Origin of the sequence: Streptomyces tubercidicus (assembly GCF_027497495.1) — a bacterium.
Lineage (GTDB): Bacteria > Actinomycetota > Actinomycetes > Streptomycetales > Streptomycetaceae > Streptomyces > Streptomyces tubercidicus.
Genome location: NZ_CP114205.1, coordinates 70,015 through 84,280, shown reverse-complemented (window position 1 = coordinate 84,280; position 14,266 = coordinate 70,015). Strand labels below are relative to the sequence as shown.

Here is a 14,266-nt window from a genome sequence, read left to right as displayed (position 1 = left end):
GAGTTGTGGGCCCGGTGGGACGGAGGGGTTGCAGAGATAGACGGAAACAAACGCGGGACGGTTTCAGAGTGAACAGAAAATAACTCGGTCCGACACATTCGCGCAGCACACGGCAACTCCGTTCCTGGGCACACTTGGTGCCCATCATCCGCCCCTCGATTCGCTCCGTCATGCCGCACAGCAAGTGGTCGACCAGCGTTCCGGTGATGCTCAACCGCCTGCCCTGGCGACTGGTCTTCGGTAGATGCGGTACGAGTCGTGCCCACTTCACCGTTCGTCAGACCGCCCCGCCCCGGGCCCCGCCTCACGAACCGGACAGGCCCGGGGCAAGACGGTCACCGTCCGCGGAGCCACACTTGTGTCCGTGGGGCAGCGGAGTCGGCCAGCGGGGAGTCGCGGGCCAGTTGGCGCGGCGGCGGGAAGTGTCGTGGTGCGCTGGGGCGGCTGCCGACGCGCGCCGGGATGTAGCGGACGTCGGGTGCCGGAGCCATGTGCAAGTTCTGTGGCCAGGCTGGCGATCATTGAAGCTGGTGCGCGGGACGAGGCGTGGAGTGCCCAGGTGGGCTGGTCAATGCTGGGGCCAGCCCAGAGGGGCCAGGCGGCGAGGGTGCTGTCTGGCTGCTGAGCAGCGAAGACGTCGAACTGCCCCCCCGCGTCCTGGGACGGGTTCGCCCAGCGGATGAAGCGCCCGTCGACCGTGTGGTTCCCCCCGGCTTCAACGAGCGGCTTGGTGGCGGCGGTGACCGACTTCTCGTCCACCGCGCGGCCGACCGCGGTGTCCCATCCGTCACCGCCGGCGAGGTGCTCCAACAACTCCTGCAGTACGGGGGCGGGTGTCGCTCCAGTCGCGGTGAGGTGCTCGGAGATCAGTTCCCGGGCGGCGTCCGCAGCCCAGCAGGGCTCCTCGTGATCGATGCGGGCCAGGACCAAAGCGTTCTTCGCCACGTCCCAGCCGGTGGTCGAGGCGACGGCGTGGCGGTTTCGCAGCACAGTGCTCGGCCCGAAGGGCACGGCGGCCTATGCCAGCCTGATGAAGAACCCCGTTGTTGTCCTCGGTGAGGACGCTGGCCTTGCGGAACGACCTGGCAACTGCGATGCACATGCAGTTTCTGGTCAAGTGAGGCAGCTCGTTCCCTCACACAGCGCGACCGAGGCGAAACGGGCGTGAACCGGAACGTGCGATGGCCGATACGGGCAAGGTCGTGCGGAGTCCCCATCGGCTGGGATCGGTGATCGGCCGTCGTCGCCAGTGATCAACGGTGTGTTGGCGACGGTGAGGTCGGATTCTCACCGAGAGGCAGGAACGGGCGCAGTTGTGCATCGAACGAACAAAAGGGCATGCCGACTCCCCAGGGGCACTCGTCCGAAGCGGCGTGATGATGCCGGTCGGTGGCCGAAACTTCACCGGCATCCCAGCTCATTCGATACGGAAGGTGATCAGCGTCGGACGAGGCCGACCGTTCCCGGGTGTCGAGAATCATGAGCGTTTGAAAACGTTGGCACCCACGAGCACGCATGCTCGTTGCATCTTCATTTAGTATTACCTTGGCTTTGCCGTCGTCGCGATCCTTTGGAGTCATGCCGTCATGGCACTGCTCGACCTGCATGAACAGAAACGGCAACTAAATTACCTTGCAAAGGAGTTCGAAGTTCTTCGGGCTCGCCTAGGTAACCTCTCCTACACTCCTGGGGTCGATGCTCTCCGGCGAATCGGCCCCCTCCTATACCAGGCGCAGGATCTGAGCGCCGTCGTTCTCGTGCGTCTGAACGCGCTTCACGAAAGTTCACACACCGGTGTCACCGACGGCCGCTCCAGCCTGAAGTGCTTGTCCTCGGTCGTCGTCGCCGCATCCCTCGTGAGCAACGCCCTCGCCCGCGCGCTGTACGCCAACCCCGACGAGAGCATGCCCTTTCCCGGCCGCCGGGTGGAGGACGCCCCAGCGCGCATCGCTCGCCAGGCCAGGGCCATATTGCTCATGAACGGCCACCTCGATGAGGCTGCCCGCCAGCTGGAACTGTGCGCGAGAGGGTGCCGCTTCGCCGCGACGCATGTCGTGCGGAACCAAACAGCGGCGCACGCCCGGCGGACGGAATCCGCCCAGTCGAAGAGCGGTCCGCGCCCACCCGTGCCGGGTATGACGCGCTCATCGCCCTGACGGCCTTGCCGCGGCGCCCCCTCTCCGTGTTCCCGATGTGCATGGGGCCGGTTGCCGAATGCCGTCCGAACTCGGCGCCGCTCATGACAAGGAGGGCGCCGAAGCGCCTGCCCTGCCCGGGGTGCTGTCGGCCGTGCGAAAGGTGAGTTCGGGATAAGGACCTCACTCATCAGTTTTCGTTCATACGCATTTTACTCGTCGTTTGCCCGAATGGCGTGCGTCTATCGCATGCCGAGATGTGAAGGGGAGATATGCCCACTTCGTTCGGCACCGGGAATCTTGCGGCACCGAAGGATTTCCTTTACGACTCACTCGCACCGTTCGGACCGCGGGTGCCGGTGGCGGTCCATGCCCGAGATCCCATCTCTCGGGAAGGAGTGCTCAGCGCACTCAAAGACGACTCACGTATCGAGTTATGCGACAAAGTGAGCCCGGGCGGTGTAGTCCTGCACGTCGACCACACACTCGGGCGGCCCGCCCTGACTCAGCTGCGCCGAGCAGTGGGCGATGACCGGGCGCAGGCGGTTCTCGTGGTGGAGATGCTGCAGGACGAAGATCTGCACGAGGTCGTGAGTCATGGAATCAGTGCCGTGGTGTGGCGCCACGAGGCCACACCGAGTCGTCTGACCCAGGCCGTGCTGGCCGCCGCGCGCGGTGATGGGGATCTCCCAGCCGACCTGCTCGGCCGGTTGATCCGCCAGATGGGAACGAAGCCGCCCCACACGGCCGTCGGCGGCTCCAGTTATCCGGCCCAAGAGCTGACACCGCGTGAAGTGGATGTGATGCGGCTGGTCGCCGAGGGGTTCGGCACTGTCGACATCGCAGTAAAATTAAGCTATTCCGAACGCACGATAAAAGACATCATGTACAAGCTGACCACACGTCTGAATTTGCGCAACCGAGCACATGCTGTGGCCTACGCACTGCGGAAGGGCTACATCTAGAGATCTTTAAGGGTGTGAGTTACAAGGCCCGGTGACGGATGGGGTGGGTGGGCTGCGCTATGTCGAATGCGTGAGGATCCAATGGCAGTGGGCCGGCGGCTGAGGAGCGGGCTCGGCGTGAGCGGGTCCGGTTGGCGGCCGCTGATCTGATCGAGGCCGGGCCAGTGACCGGGAGGTGGCCCCGGCGGTTCAGGGTGACGCGGATGTCGGCGAATCGCTTGCGGCGGGCCTTGGCTGCCGGCGGGTGGCAAGCCCTGGTGTCCAAGAGGACCGGCGGTGCCCGCTGCAAGCTCGACGCGGGCCAACTGCGTGTGCTGGAAGCGGTGTTGGATGCCGGTCCGGCCGCTTCCGGCTGGAGTAACCAGTGCTGGACCTCTGGCGAGGATCGGCGAAGTCGTGCACCGCCGCTTCGGCGTCGACTACACCCTGGCCGGGCTGGATCTGCTGCCGCACCGCATCGGCTGGAGTGTGCAGGTCCCCGCCCGCGAGGCCACCGAGCGCGACGAGGAGAAGACCGCCGCGTGGGCCCGAGCTGCGCGAGACCCTGACCAACCTCAGCAATACCGCTCTGATCACCACGTGCGCCGACCTTCCCGACGCCGACGACGCAGCCGTCTTCACGCTGCGACTACCGGCCCGGCGCATCCAGCAGCTGACTGCCGAGGCGAGAGAGCTCAGGCCAGCGCCGCCCTCTACCGCATCGTCATGATTCGCCTGAACCGTGATACCCGGACACGTCTCTACCTCGAACGACGCACGAAACAGGGCCTGTCGAAGCACGAGGTAATCCGGTGTCTCAAACGCTACGTCGCCCGTGAGATTTACGGTCAGATCCAGCCGCCGCTACCGCTCTCTACCGCCTCTTGACGCAACGTAGGGGCATTCTGAATATCCAGGTCAGCTGCACCATGCGGGAGCTGATCACCGCCCGACTATGGCTGACCTTCTACCCCTCACCCAGCCCCTTCCCGCGGGCCGGCCCCGACAGGCGGTGAGCCTGTCGAGGCATCGGCTTCGGTGCGACGGTGGACGCCGCCGAGCGGGAACAGGCACGCGGTGTCGGGACGGCGTCAGGGCCGCAGAATCGGTTTGATGCAACGACGGGCGTCCATGTCCTCGAACGCCCTCGGCGCGTCGGCCAGAGCGTGGTCCGCGTCGAAGACGCCGCCTGGCTGCAAGACGCCCTTGAGCACGTCATCGAGCAACTCGGGCATCGTGGCACGCACATTGGCCCCACCGCCGCTGAGGGAGAGGTTCTTGGCGAACGGCTCCCACAGCGGCAGTGTCACGTCCCAGGGCAGACCCACGTAGCCGACCTGGCCACCGGGTCGCGTGCAGCCAATCGCCTGCCGCATCGCCTGGAGCGTTCCGACCGCCTCGATCACGTGTCCGCTGCCGCCGCCGAGCAGGTCGATCACCTCCGCCGTTCCCTCCTCGCCCCGAGTGGTGACCACATCGGTGGCCCCGTGCGCGCGGGCGAGCTGCTGACGCCGCGAGTGGCGCGACATGATGACGATCCGTTCTGCCTTTAGCCTGCGGCAAGCCAGCACAGCGCACTGGCCGACGGCACCATCTCCGACGATCACCACGGTCGCCCCCGGCCCGACCCCGGCGTGCAGGGCGGCCTCGTGTCCGGTGGACATCACGTCGGTCAGGGTCAGAAGCGGCGGGACCAGTTCCTCGGGCGGCGTCCCCGGGACGGTCAGCAGGGTCGTGTCGGCCAGGGGTACCCGGACGAACTCGGCCTGGCCTCCGTCCAGTACGGACCCGTCCGGCCCGAACTCACCGAACAGCATGCCCTTTTCGCAGGCGATCGGCACACCTCGGCGACAGTGGGGGCAGTCGCCGTCCGAGGTGCTGAACGGAGCGAGGACGAAGTCCCCCGGGCGGACCGTGGTCACCCCCACGCCCACGTCCTCGACGACACCGACGAACTCGTGACCGCTGCGGACCGGCCGCGGCAGTGGCGACAGGCCCCGCAGTACGGACAGGTCCGAACCGCAGACACCGGCCGCCACCACGCGCACCAGTGCGTCGGTGGGCTCCTCGATGCGTGGCTCGGGCATCTCCTGGACGCGTACGTCGCCGGGAGCGTGGATGACAACAGCTAGCATGGCGTGCCTCCCTTCAGGTTCCGGCCAGCGCGGTGCTGCGCATGAGGAACTCCGCCAGGAATCCGTCGTGCGGCATTCCAGGAGGCAGCCACCAGGTCGGCCGGTCCAGGCCGTAGACGTTGCGGATGGACGGCTCGGCCAGCAACGCGTCCACCAGCGCCGGGTCCTTCGTGGAGACTCCGACGACGAGCGAGCCGCGCAGCGGCGCGGCACCCCGGTCCATGGACCAAGGAGCCACCCACACGCAGGGGAACGGCAGCTCCAGGCCCAGTTGTCCGGCCATGGGGTCGTCCAGTAGATGCACCGACGGCTGCAGCGCGGCACTGCCGTCACCCAGATCGTGCGCCACGACGTCGCCCAGCACGGTTTCACAGCCCGCCGCGCCGTGCCGCAGGGCGTCCTCGACCGCACGGGCCTCGGCCATGGGCAGGCATGGGAGCTGGGCGTCCTCCTGCTCGGGTGGACGGGCCCGCAAGGCTGAGAGCCGTTCCGCCAAAGCCTCGGCGAAGCCCCGGACATCCTGTTCGACCAGCACCGCGGTGGCGTTCAGACAGGAGACCCCGCCCAGCCCTGCCACCGAGTCGACGACGGCGTCCAGATGCGGCTCCCACGGCCCCGTGAGGAGAATCTTGACCCGTCCGGGCCCCTGCGGCAGGACCGGCGTCCGGGACCATCCGCCGGTGTACCGGTCCACCGTCTCGTCCCCGCCGAAGACCATGGCGAGGTCGCTGCCGTGGATCAGGGCGTCGGCGACGCCGTGGTCGCACGGCAACAGGAGCACGTCTTCGTCGGCGAAGCCGGCCGAACGCAGTGCCAGGATGAGCCGGTAGGGGGTGAACGGGTCGCGACGCGAGGGCCGCACCGCGACGCGATACCCCAGGGCCAATGCCTCCAGCCACAGTGAGTGGACGGCTGGATGGTTCCCTGAGGCGTTGACACCGAGCAGCCGCCCGCGACGGCGCCAGACGACCGCGCCACTGTTCGAAGCATGCTGGCGGCCTCGCGGCAGCACCGCCCGCGGGCGGGCCCGTTCGGCGGTGTCGACCGCATGGGTCAGCGCCTCCGCGATGGTCGTCGTCGCGGTGCGGACCACCGACACGGGCACGCCTGTCGCCCGCGCCACGAGCCGGTGATGCTCCTGCGGTGTCAGCCCGCCGAGTGTGTCCGAGGCGAAAGCCGAGCCCGCCGAGCGGAGTCGGCCGGCGAGTAGGGCCCGGGGCTGGTCCGCCGAGGATGCCTGAGACCCGCGTAGCCGGTCCAACATCCGGGTGACGTACAGCCCGGGGACTTGCGCCAGTTCCACCAGCGGTGCCCCCGCGACATCCCGGACCGTCTCGCGCCTGGTGGTGCGGTAGGTGCCCTCAGGGACCAGAGCGTCGATGACCGCGGGCTGGACGGCCCCGGCCCTCGGCCAGGAGGTGCCGACCGTTGTTGGTGCCGTCTTCATCAGTAGGCCCCCGTGATGACAGGGACCCCGGTGAAGGTCTCCAGCGGGCGCACGTCGGCGACGGAGTGGCCCTTCGCACCGGGTGGTTCGGCCACCCGCCGTGCCACGTCGCGTTCACGGTTGTTGGGCAGCAGGGCCGACTTGCTCAGGTGGTGCATGACGACTTGGCCCCGCTCCCCGACGGCGACCGGCTTGTCGCTGTCGGGGTCGACCACCGTGTACGTGACGTGGGGCGAGGGCGAGTCGAACACGGAGTCGCCGTTCTCGGTGGCCGGCCGCTCGAAGGCGGCGCCCAACGCCATCGTGCTGCCGTAGAGCCCGTACACCGGTATGCCGGGGAAGACATCGTTCCGCAGCAGGTCCCGAGTGTCCGGATCCATGCTGGTCCCGCACCAGGTGATCACTTGGACCTGGCCGCGTACCAGGTCGACCAGCCGTTCGTCCCGGGCCAGCCTCTCCAGCAAGGGCGGGGGCGCCTGTATCGCCCCGATCCGCTGGCTGCCGAGCACGTGGGCCGCCTGGGTGAGTACGTGGTCGAGGTACCTGTCGGCCTCCTCGCCGCGCCCCTCCCGCAGACACCGGCGCACCCAGCGGGGGTCGAAGTCGACGGCGAAACGCACACCGTTCCTGCGGCGAGCGTGCTGATCGGTGAGTTCGGCGTAGTCGTGCGGCCCGCTGGGGCCCAGCGACAACCAGTTCACCCCCCGCGGATAGCCTCGCTCGTCCATGGCGCGCATGGCGCCGGCCATTTCGCGTTCCATCCAGTCGGCGAGGTAGAGCACCCGCTTGGGCGCACCGGTGGTGCCACCGCTCTCGAACACCCCGATCACCTCGGCGGTTCCGCCGTAGCCCCGGGGCAGCAGGCTTTCGACCGGCGCGTACCGCAGGTCGTCGACGAACTGCGGGAACATACGTAGGTCGTCCACCGTGCGGACGTCCGAGCGTGGGTTGAAGTCCAGCTGCTCCAGCCGGTCGAGCCAGAACGGCGTGCCGGTCTCCGGGGAGAAGTGCCACTGCATCGCTGCCTGGACCAACTCGTCCTGGTCGACTTCCGTATCGAGGGCAGCGTCCAGGACTGCCAGCGCCTCCGCCGTCTTCATTCTGCCTCCCATCTGCCGCGTGGGATCGTGCTGCCGGGTGCGGACCATGTCACCGCAGGGTGATCCCCGCAGAGGTGACGGCATGCAAGAACTCACCGCGTCCGACCGCGTCGGCCACGACCTCCAAGTCGTCGGCCATGTACCGGTCGTGGCTGAGCGTCGGAACCATAGAGCGCACCGTGTCGTAGGTGGCCCGACCCGCGGTGCCGAGCTGTCCGTAGCAGTCGTTCAGGTCCACGGCCTGGGCCGCCGCGAGGAACTCCACCGCGAGGATCTTGGTGTTGTTGCTGAGTACGCGGCGTGCGTTGCGCGCGGAGATCAGACCCATGCTGACGATGTCCTGGTTGTCGCCGTTGGAGGGGACGCTCTGGGTGCTGGCTGCGCCGATGGTTCGGTTCTCCGCGACCAGGGCGGTGGCCGGGTACTGCGCTCCGGCGAAGCCGCTGTTGAGGCCCGGCTCCCCGGCGACGAGGAACTCCGGGAGCCCGTAGCTGAGGTGCCGGTTGAGCAGACGGTTGCTCTGACGCTCCGAAAGCACGCCGAGCTGCGTGAGGGCGATCGTGGTGAAGTCCATGACGAACGCGACGGGCTGGCCGTGGTAATTGCCGCCGTGGAAGACCTCCTTACCCGGGAAGAACAGCGGGTTGTCGGTCGCGGAATTGAGTTCGATGCTCAGCGTGTTCGCTGCGTGCCGCAGGGTGTCACGCACGGCGCCGAGGACCTGGGGGATGGCCCGCAGGGTGTAGGCCTTCTGGAGGTAGACGTCGGTGCGGGTCACGTCCTCGCCCAACCGCTTCTTCTCCACCTCCTCACGGATCTCGGAGTGGGGAGCGGCCCGCCGGCTGTCGGAGAGCAACGTTCGCAGGTTGGCCGCCGAGTCGATCTGACCATGGTGCGGGCGAGCCAGTTCGTGGCCTTCGGGGAGGAAGGGGCTTGTGGAGCAGCGCAGGGCCTCCAGCAGCAGGGCGGAGACGATCTCCGCCTGGCGGAGCTGGTCGAGGGCGCGGCCGACCACGAGCGACCCCAGTCCCGTCATCCCGGACGTGCCGTTGATCAGCGCGAGCCCTTCCTTGAACCGCATCTCAAGCGGCTGGATGCCCCGTTCGCGCAGCACCTCGCCGGTCGGGACGCGCCGGCCGTCGCGCAGTACATACCCCTCACCGATCACCGTGATGGCGATGTGGGACAAGGTCGCCAGGTCACCGCTGGCGCCGAGTGAACCGATCTCGGGGATCGCGGGAATGATGCCCTCGTTCAGATAGAGCGCCAGGCGCTCCAGTACCTCGGGCCGCACGGCGGAGTACCCGCGTGAGAGGGCGTTGAGCCGGGCGGCCAGGATGGCGCGGGCCTCGTCCTCGGCGAACAGCGGGCCGACGCCCGCGCTGTGGCTGCGGATGAGGTTCGTCTGGAGCTCCACCTCCTTCGAGGGCTCCACCTGCATGTAGATCATCTCGCCGTAGCCGGTGGTCACCCCGTATACGGAGGCGCCCTGCTGGATGATGTCCTCGAACTGCTTGCGGCTGTCCGCAGCCTTGGTCAGCACCCTGGAGCTCACGGCGCACGGTGCGTGCTCCTCCGCGATGCGCCGCACCTCGTCGATGCCAAGGGTCTCCCCGTCGAACGTGACAACGGCTGCTGTGGTGTCGATGGTCATGGCGTACGTCTCCTTGTGTCGGTCGGCCCGGTGGCTGACTGCGTCACGCCTGCCGACTCGGCCGGCTGAGGGCGTGACGGGCGGCACCAGTTGGAAGACCTGGCCGGCAGGCTCCGATGCCGCCATTCCATTCGACCAGTGGGACATCCGTGCTCGGTATGGACGCAGGGTCATTCCGGAATGTACTTCGGGGCATACCGATACGGATGAATGGACGTTCCCGGCCGACTTCGGGGCGTATCCCATTGCCTCGAAGGGCACTTGGGATGTCTCCTTTTCCTGTGGGCCACCCGCCCCTACCTGCCCGAACACCCTTCAACCTCATTCCGGCGGGCGTCCTTTGGGCATGAGAGGGCGAACTTCCCGCTGTTGTCCCGGTACTGACGGTGGGCAAGGATGGATCCGGAGTAAAGCTATTTCTTGGCAGGGTCTGCGTCGGAGCCGCTCCAGAATTGACGGCGCACGTGACAGTCGGCGCTTTAAGAAACCCATTTCCCCCCTCCCCGGCCTTGCACCGGGGCTGGTGAACTTGCGAAAAGGAGGAATCAGAACAATGAAGCCCAAGGTCAACGACCGGTTCGACAAGGACGCACCTGTCGACGAGGTGATGCACAGCCTCGACGAGAACGGCTATGCCATCGTCGAGAACGTGCTCCCGCATGAGACGGTGGACGCCCTGCTGAGCGAGATGGAGCCCTGGATCGAGGCCACACCGTTCGGGCCGGACGCGTTCGCGGGCCAGCGGACCAAGCGGACCGGAAGTCTCGTCGCGCGCTCGGCCGCCGCCCGGGACCTGATCGTGCACCCGCTGTGCAAGGGGGTGGCACGCCAGGTACTCAAGTCCTCCACCGAGTTCCAGCTCTCGCAGACCCAGCTCATCAGCGCCTACCCGGGCTCCGTCTCGCAGAAGCTCCACAAGGACGAACTCGTTTGGGACTTCTTCCCCTTCGCGTCGGACCACCACGTGATGTGCCAGTTCTTCTGGGCGTTCACCGACTTCACCAAGGAGAACGGGGCCACCCGCGTGGCCCCCGGCACTGATGCGATCGACGCCGACGACGTGAGGGAGGAGGACACCATCCCCGTCGAGATGAGCAAGGGATCGGTGTTCATCTTCAACGGGAAGGTGGTGCACGGAGGCGGCACCAACCGCTCGGACCAGGTGCGGCAGGGACTGATCCTCAGTTACTGCGCGGGCTGGGTTCGTCAGGAGGAGAACCAGTACCTCGTTGCCCCTCCGGAACTGGCCCGCACCTTCTCCGAGGACGTCCTCAAAATGATCGGCTACCAGCAGGGCTGCTTCGCCATGGGCTACGCCGGGGACATCGAGGAGCCGATGAATGTTCTCTTCGGCCGTAAGGCGGCAACCCCGATCGTGCCCTCGGATGCGACGCGCACCGCTGCCAACGACACGGCGCGGCGATGGAGCCTGGACGTGGCCGAGCGCACCGTCTGAGACCGCCCGCCCCACCCGGGCCGGCCGGCTGTCGGCCCGCCGGCGGTGGGCGGCTCCCGCCCACTCACCACTTCCCGCCCACCGATGCGTTCCGGCACGTAATCCGGCTCCGAAACCGGTCGGTGGTCACGACGAGGTCCGTACTGAACTGAGAGGTGACGATGACGTCCATGCAGGAAGAACCTGTATCGGTCATGCCGATCATGAACATGGTCTACGGCCTGTGGGTGTCCCAGACGCTCGTGACCGCGCACGAACGCGACGTGTTCGGGCGCTTCGCCAAGCGCCCGGGCATGACGCCGGCCGAACTGGCCGGCGACATGGGCCTGGAGGAACGCCCGGTCGAGCAACTGGTCACCGCCTGCGCGGGGCTGGGCCTGCTGGAGCGTGACGGCGAGGGGTACCGCAACACGCCGATGACCCACCGGTACCTGCTTCGTGGAGGTGAGGACTACGTCGGCGGCTGGGTGGAGATCGTCTCGCGCCATGACTACCCCGGCTGGCTGCGGCTGGACGAGGCGCTGCGCACGAACCGCCCGACCGCCTGGGACAGCGAACAGCGTGACTCGTTGTTCGACGATGAGAACCCCGTGGTCGTGGAGTCGTTCTGGGAGGGCATGAGCGCGATTTCCAGGCCCACGGCGCGGGCTTTGGCGGACGCGGTCGACCTGTCGGGCGACCTGTCGCTACTGGACGTGGGAGGAGGGGGCGGAGCCTACGCGATCGAACTGAGCCGGGCGTACCCGTCCCTGCACGCCACGATCTTCGACCTTCCCTTCGTGTGCGACCTGACGCGTAAGAAGGTCGAGCAGGCGGGCTTCGGCGACCGCATCTCCTTCGCCGCCGGCGACTTCTTCACCGACCCGCTGCCCACCAACCAGGACGCCGTGCTGCTCTCGATGATCCTGCACGACTGGGACGTCGATCAGTGCAAGAGGATCCTGCGCAACTGCTACGAGGCACTCGCTCCCGGCGGGCGCCTGCTGATCAGCGAGCTGCTGGTTGCTGACGCCAAGGACGGCCCGCTCGACGCCACGCTGATGAGCTTGTCCATGCTGGTAGAGACCTTCGGCCGCAACTACACCGGGGCCGAGTACCGCGACTGGCTGCTGGAGACCGGCTTCACCGACGTCGAGATACGCTCCTTCGCCGCACCGGCCGCCAACGGAGTCATCGTCGCCCGGAAGCCGTGAGCGCACTGGGCTGCGGGTGGCCCGTGGCCCGATCGCCCCGCGGGTGAGGGACGTGGCCCGCACCCGCGGGGCGGGTCAGGGTTCGATCCGGGCCGTCGAGCAGCGGAGCTCGCGCGAGAGCCGCGGGCCTGCGGGGCCTCTGGTAAAGACGGTTCTCCTGGCGATAACCCATCTGCCAGGGGCTCCATCCGGCTGTCGCGCCGATGGCCGAGCCCACGTGGCAATCAACGCAATCAAAGATAGGGCGTACTCCTCCCGCCGCAACCGCCGCTACCTGCGACGACGCCAGATCAAGCACACGATCCCCGAACCGAAGAACCAGCGGGCCAACCGCTACCGCCGCGGCAGCATGGGCGGTCGGCCCGTCGGCTTCGACAAGACGATCTACAAGCGCAGGAACGAAGTGGAGCGAACGATCAATGCGCTGAAGAACTCCCGGGCCGTGGCCACGAGATTCGACAAACGCGCCTATGTCTTCCACGGCACCGTCACCGTGGCGTCGATCCGCCTTTGGCTCAAGCCGTGATCGCTTGGGCTTCGTGACAAGATCTGGGCGTGACGACGTTGTTCCTGACGGTTGGCCTGCCCGGGGCCGGAAAGACCACGAGAGCTCGACAGCTAGCCAAGGAGCACAACGCGCTGCGGCTGACGCCGGATGAGTGGATGCTCCCGCTGTACGGCGATCTGCAGCCGGCCGGGAAGCGCGATGTGCTGGAAGGACGGCTGCTTTGGCTGGGTCTGGAGGCGCTGAAGCTGGGAACGAACGTGGTCCTGGACTTCGGATGCTGGTCTCGTGACGAGAGGTCCGCGATCCGCTGGTTGGCAATGTCTGTGGGTGCGTCCTGTCAACTCGTGTACGTGCCGGTGGACCATGAGACCCAACGTGCTCGGATCGCCCATCGCCAGTCGACCACCCCTGATCAGACCTTCGTGATGAGCGAGACGGACCTCTTGCACTGGAGGACGCTGTTCGAGGAGCCCGACGCCACGGAACTCGATGGACATGAGGTAGGAGGTCCGCCTCCTGGGTGCTCAGGATGGCTGGAGTGGGCCGCCGACCGGTGGCCATCGCTCGCGTGACCGTCCGGCCAACCTTGGTGCCGGCAAGTAACGCAGCCGTGCCAGGAGCGCCGAGCCCGGAAAGATCCGCCGGACAGGCCCTAACCCCGCCACCGCACCCCGTGCCACCGCCGCAGCCGGTGGATCTCCCACCAGGCCAATGCCGTCACCGACACCGGGCCACCGAGGAACGCGCAGACCGCGAGCGGCACCGGGCCCGGAGGCAGGCCACCCGCCGACAGGCCGAGCAAGGCGAACACCCAGACCAGGACGGTGGTGACCAGCGCGGGCAGCGCCGCGTGCAGGGCGGACAGGTTGAAGGCGTGGCGCAGTGCCGGACCGGAGGCGAAGCAGAGGAAGAAGATCACCCACCAGAACGCTGCCCAGCAGATGAACATCACGGACACCCAGAGAAGCAGCCCGAACAGCCCGTTGGCGCTGCTGGGCAGCAGTCCCATCCCCTTGCCCGCGGCCGTGAACAGCAGCGGCACCAGTGTCCAGGCGCCGAAGTACCACAGGGCCGACCGGCCGGCCGGCCACAGCTGCGTCCGCATGGTCCGCCGTGTCCCGGGCCTGGCCGCCCAGAAGAGCAGCGCCACTACCACCGCCGCGCTCAACAGCGCCAGCCAGGGCGCGAACAACAGCCGTTCCACGAACTGCTTCTGCGCGTCCGCCACATCCTGCCAGCCACCGAACACGGCCAGCAGCACCCCCGAAATGACGAGGGCCGTCCAGGCCCGCACCCGCTGTACCCAGAAGACCTCGGGATCCTCGACCTGCCTTGCCTGGCGTACGGGGAAGACCCGGCGTGCCATGCGGCGGGCCGTACGGGCCAGTTGGTAGCCGACCAGCAGCGGCACGGTCAGCCACCACAGGCACGGGAGGAGCAGCATCAGCAACACCCCGGGGGACCTGCGCCCGCCGCCCTCTCAACACCTCATCCAGCGGCGGCCATTCGTCCTCACGCAGCCGTCGCCACAGCGGCGTGTACGGCCGCGGCGGGTCGCCCGCGGGCCGCGGCTCGCCGTATGGCGACCGCCTGGACGGGCGGGGTGGGTCGATGCTCATGGGCGTCCCTTCCACGGTCCTGGAAAGGGACGAGACCCGGCCCGGCCACGGTTCCCGACCGTAAACCCCGTGCTG

The 14,266-nt window shown here is 67.7% G+C and carries 12 protein-coding genes and 2 pseudogenes; 7 read left to right on the top strand and 7 right to left on the bottom strand.

What is annotated here, in order from left to right:
* Positions 1 to 267: 267 nt before the first annotated feature.
* On the bottom strand, positions 268 to 759 hold the full coding sequence (locus STRTU_RS00410; protein WP_269777439.1) for an SPDY domain-containing protein: 492 nt from the start codon (positions 757 to 759) through the stop codon (positions 268 to 270).
* A 494-nt stretch (positions 760 to 1,253) separates the two neighbouring features.
* Positions 1,254 to 1,607, bottom strand: coding sequence for a hypothetical protein (locus tag STRTU_RS00405; RefSeq protein ID WP_269777097.1), 354 nt, complete (start codon positions 1,605 to 1,607; stop codon positions 1,254 to 1,256).
* On the opposite strand from STRTU_RS00405, the gene STRTU_RS00400 reads away from it, so the two are divergent.
* The 3 genes and pseudogenes from STRTU_RS00400 to STRTU_RS36295 form a co-directional block, all read left to right on the top strand.
* Entirely contained in the window at positions 1,587 to 2,156 is a 570-nt protein-coding gene (locus STRTU_RS00400; protein WP_269777096.1) for a hypothetical protein, read from the top strand. The genes STRTU_RS00405 and STRTU_RS00400 overlap by 21 nt on opposite strands.
* Positions 2,157 to 2,407: 251 nt before the next feature.
* On the top strand, positions 2,408 to 3,100 hold the full coding sequence (locus STRTU_RS00395) for a helix-turn-helix transcriptional regulator (RefSeq protein ID WP_269777095.1): 693 nt from the start codon (positions 2,408 to 2,410) through the stop codon (positions 3,098 to 3,100).
* An 80-nt stretch (positions 3,101 to 3,180) separates the two neighbouring features.
* Positions 3,181 to 3,625 (top strand): annotated as a pseudogene (locus tag STRTU_RS36295) (winged helix-turn-helix domain-containing protein); the annotation flags it as partial.
* A 545-nt stretch (positions 3,626 to 4,170) separates the two neighbouring features.
* Here STRTU_RS36295 and STRTU_RS00385 read toward each other — a convergent pair.
* The 4 genes from STRTU_RS00385 to cmdF are packed head-to-tail and all read right to left on the bottom strand — an operon-like array spanning position 4,171 to position 9,415.
* Positions 4,171 to 5,214 carry an alcohol dehydrogenase catalytic domain-containing protein gene (locus STRTU_RS00385; RefSeq protein ID WP_269777093.1) on the bottom strand — a complete coding sequence of 348 codons (1,044 nt, stop codon included), beginning with the start codon at positions 5,212 to 5,214 and terminating at the stop codon, positions 4,171 to 4,173.
* Positions 5,215 to 5,227: 13 nt separating this feature from the next.
* Complete coding sequence (locus STRTU_RS00380) at positions 5,228 to 6,661, bottom strand: aldehyde dehydrogenase family protein (protein ID WP_269777092.1); 1,434 nt, start codon at positions 6,659 to 6,661, stop codon at positions 5,228 to 5,230.
* Positions 6,661 to 7,761 (bottom strand): AMP-binding protein, encoded by a 1,101-nt coding sequence (locus tag STRTU_RS00375; RefSeq protein WP_269777091.1) that lies wholly within the window; start codon positions 7,759 to 7,761, stop codon positions 6,661 to 6,663. Before STRTU_RS00375 ends, STRTU_RS00380 begins: the two co-directional genes overlap by 1 nt.
* 49 nt (positions 7,762 to 7,810) lie before the next feature.
* Positions 7,811 to 9,415 (bottom strand): tyrosine 2,3-aminomutase, encoded by a 1,605-nt coding sequence (cmdF, locus tag STRTU_RS00370; protein ID WP_269777090.1) that lies wholly within the window; start codon positions 9,413 to 9,415, stop codon positions 7,811 to 7,813.
* 553 nt (positions 9,416 to 9,968) lie between these two features.
* Between cmdF and STRTU_RS00365 the strand changes: the two genes are divergently transcribed.
* From STRTU_RS00365 to STRTU_RS00350, 4 genes and pseudogenes are all read left to right on the top strand, one after another.
* Positions 9,969 to 10,871: a phytanoyl-CoA dioxygenase family protein gene (locus STRTU_RS00365; protein ID WP_269777089.1), complete on the top strand. Its 903-nt coding sequence runs from the start codon at positions 9,969 to 9,971 to the stop codon at positions 10,869 to 10,871.
* Between the two features lie 170 nt (positions 10,872 to 11,041).
* Positions 11,042 to 12,064, top strand: coding sequence for a methyltransferase (locus STRTU_RS00360; protein ID WP_269777088.1), 1,023 nt, complete (start codon positions 11,042 to 11,044; stop codon positions 12,062 to 12,064).
* A gap of 238 nt (positions 12,065 to 12,302) precedes the next feature.
* Positions 12,303 to 12,590: pseudogene (locus STRTU_RS00355) on the top strand (IS5/IS1182 family transposase); the annotation flags it as partial.
* Between the two features lie 29 nt (positions 12,591 to 12,619).
* Entirely contained in the window at positions 12,620 to 13,144 is a 525-nt protein-coding gene (locus tag STRTU_RS00350; RefSeq protein ID WP_269777087.1) for a P-loop nucleotide/nucleoside kinase family protein, read from the top strand.
* An 80-nt stretch (positions 13,145 to 13,224) separates the two neighbouring features.
* On the opposite strand, the gene STRTU_RS00345 is transcribed toward STRTU_RS00350, so the two are convergent.
* Positions 13,225 to 14,016 (bottom strand): hypothetical protein, encoded by a 792-nt coding sequence (locus STRTU_RS00345; protein ID WP_269777086.1) that lies wholly within the window; start codon positions 14,014 to 14,016, stop codon positions 13,225 to 13,227.
* Positions 14,017 to 14,266: the final 250 nt, after the last annotated feature.

Coding starts and splice junctions, on each gene's coding strand:
- STRTU_RS00400 (WP_269777096.1), top strand. CDS start 1,587: ATGGCACTGCTCGACCTGCATGAACAGAAACGGCAACTAAATTACCTT.
- STRTU_RS00405 (WP_269777097.1), bottom strand. CDS start 1,607: ATGCAGGTCGAGCAGTGCCATGACGGCATGACTCCAAAGGATCGCGAC.
- STRTU_RS00395 (WP_269777095.1), top strand. CDS start 2,408: ATGCCCACTTCGTTCGGCACCGGGAATCTTGCGGCACCGAAGGATTTC.
- STRTU_RS00385 (WP_269777093.1), bottom strand. CDS start 5,214: ATGCTAGCTGTTGTCATCCACGCTCCCGGCGACGTACGCGTCCAGGAG.
- STRTU_RS00380 (WP_269777092.1), bottom strand. CDS start 6,661: ATGAAGACGGCACCAACAACGGTCGGCACCTCCTGGCCGAGGGCCGGG.
- STRTU_RS00375 (WP_269777091.1), bottom strand. CDS start 7,761: ATGAAGACGGCGGAGGCGCTGGCAGTCCTGGACGCTGCCCTCGATACG.
- cmdF (WP_269777090.1), bottom strand. CDS start 9,415: ATGACCATCGACACCACAGCAGCCGTTGTCACGTTCGACGGGGAGACC.
- STRTU_RS00365 (WP_269777089.1), top strand. CDS start 9,969: ATGAAGCCCAAGGTCAACGACCGGTTCGACAAGGACGCACCTGTCGAC.
- STRTU_RS00360 (WP_269777088.1), top strand. CDS start 11,042: ATGCAGGAAGAACCTGTATCGGTCATGCCGATCATGAACATGGTCTAC.
- STRTU_RS00345 (WP_269777086.1), bottom strand. CDS start 14,016: ATGCTGCTCCTCCCGTGCCTGTGGTGGCTGACCGTGCCGCTGCTGGTC.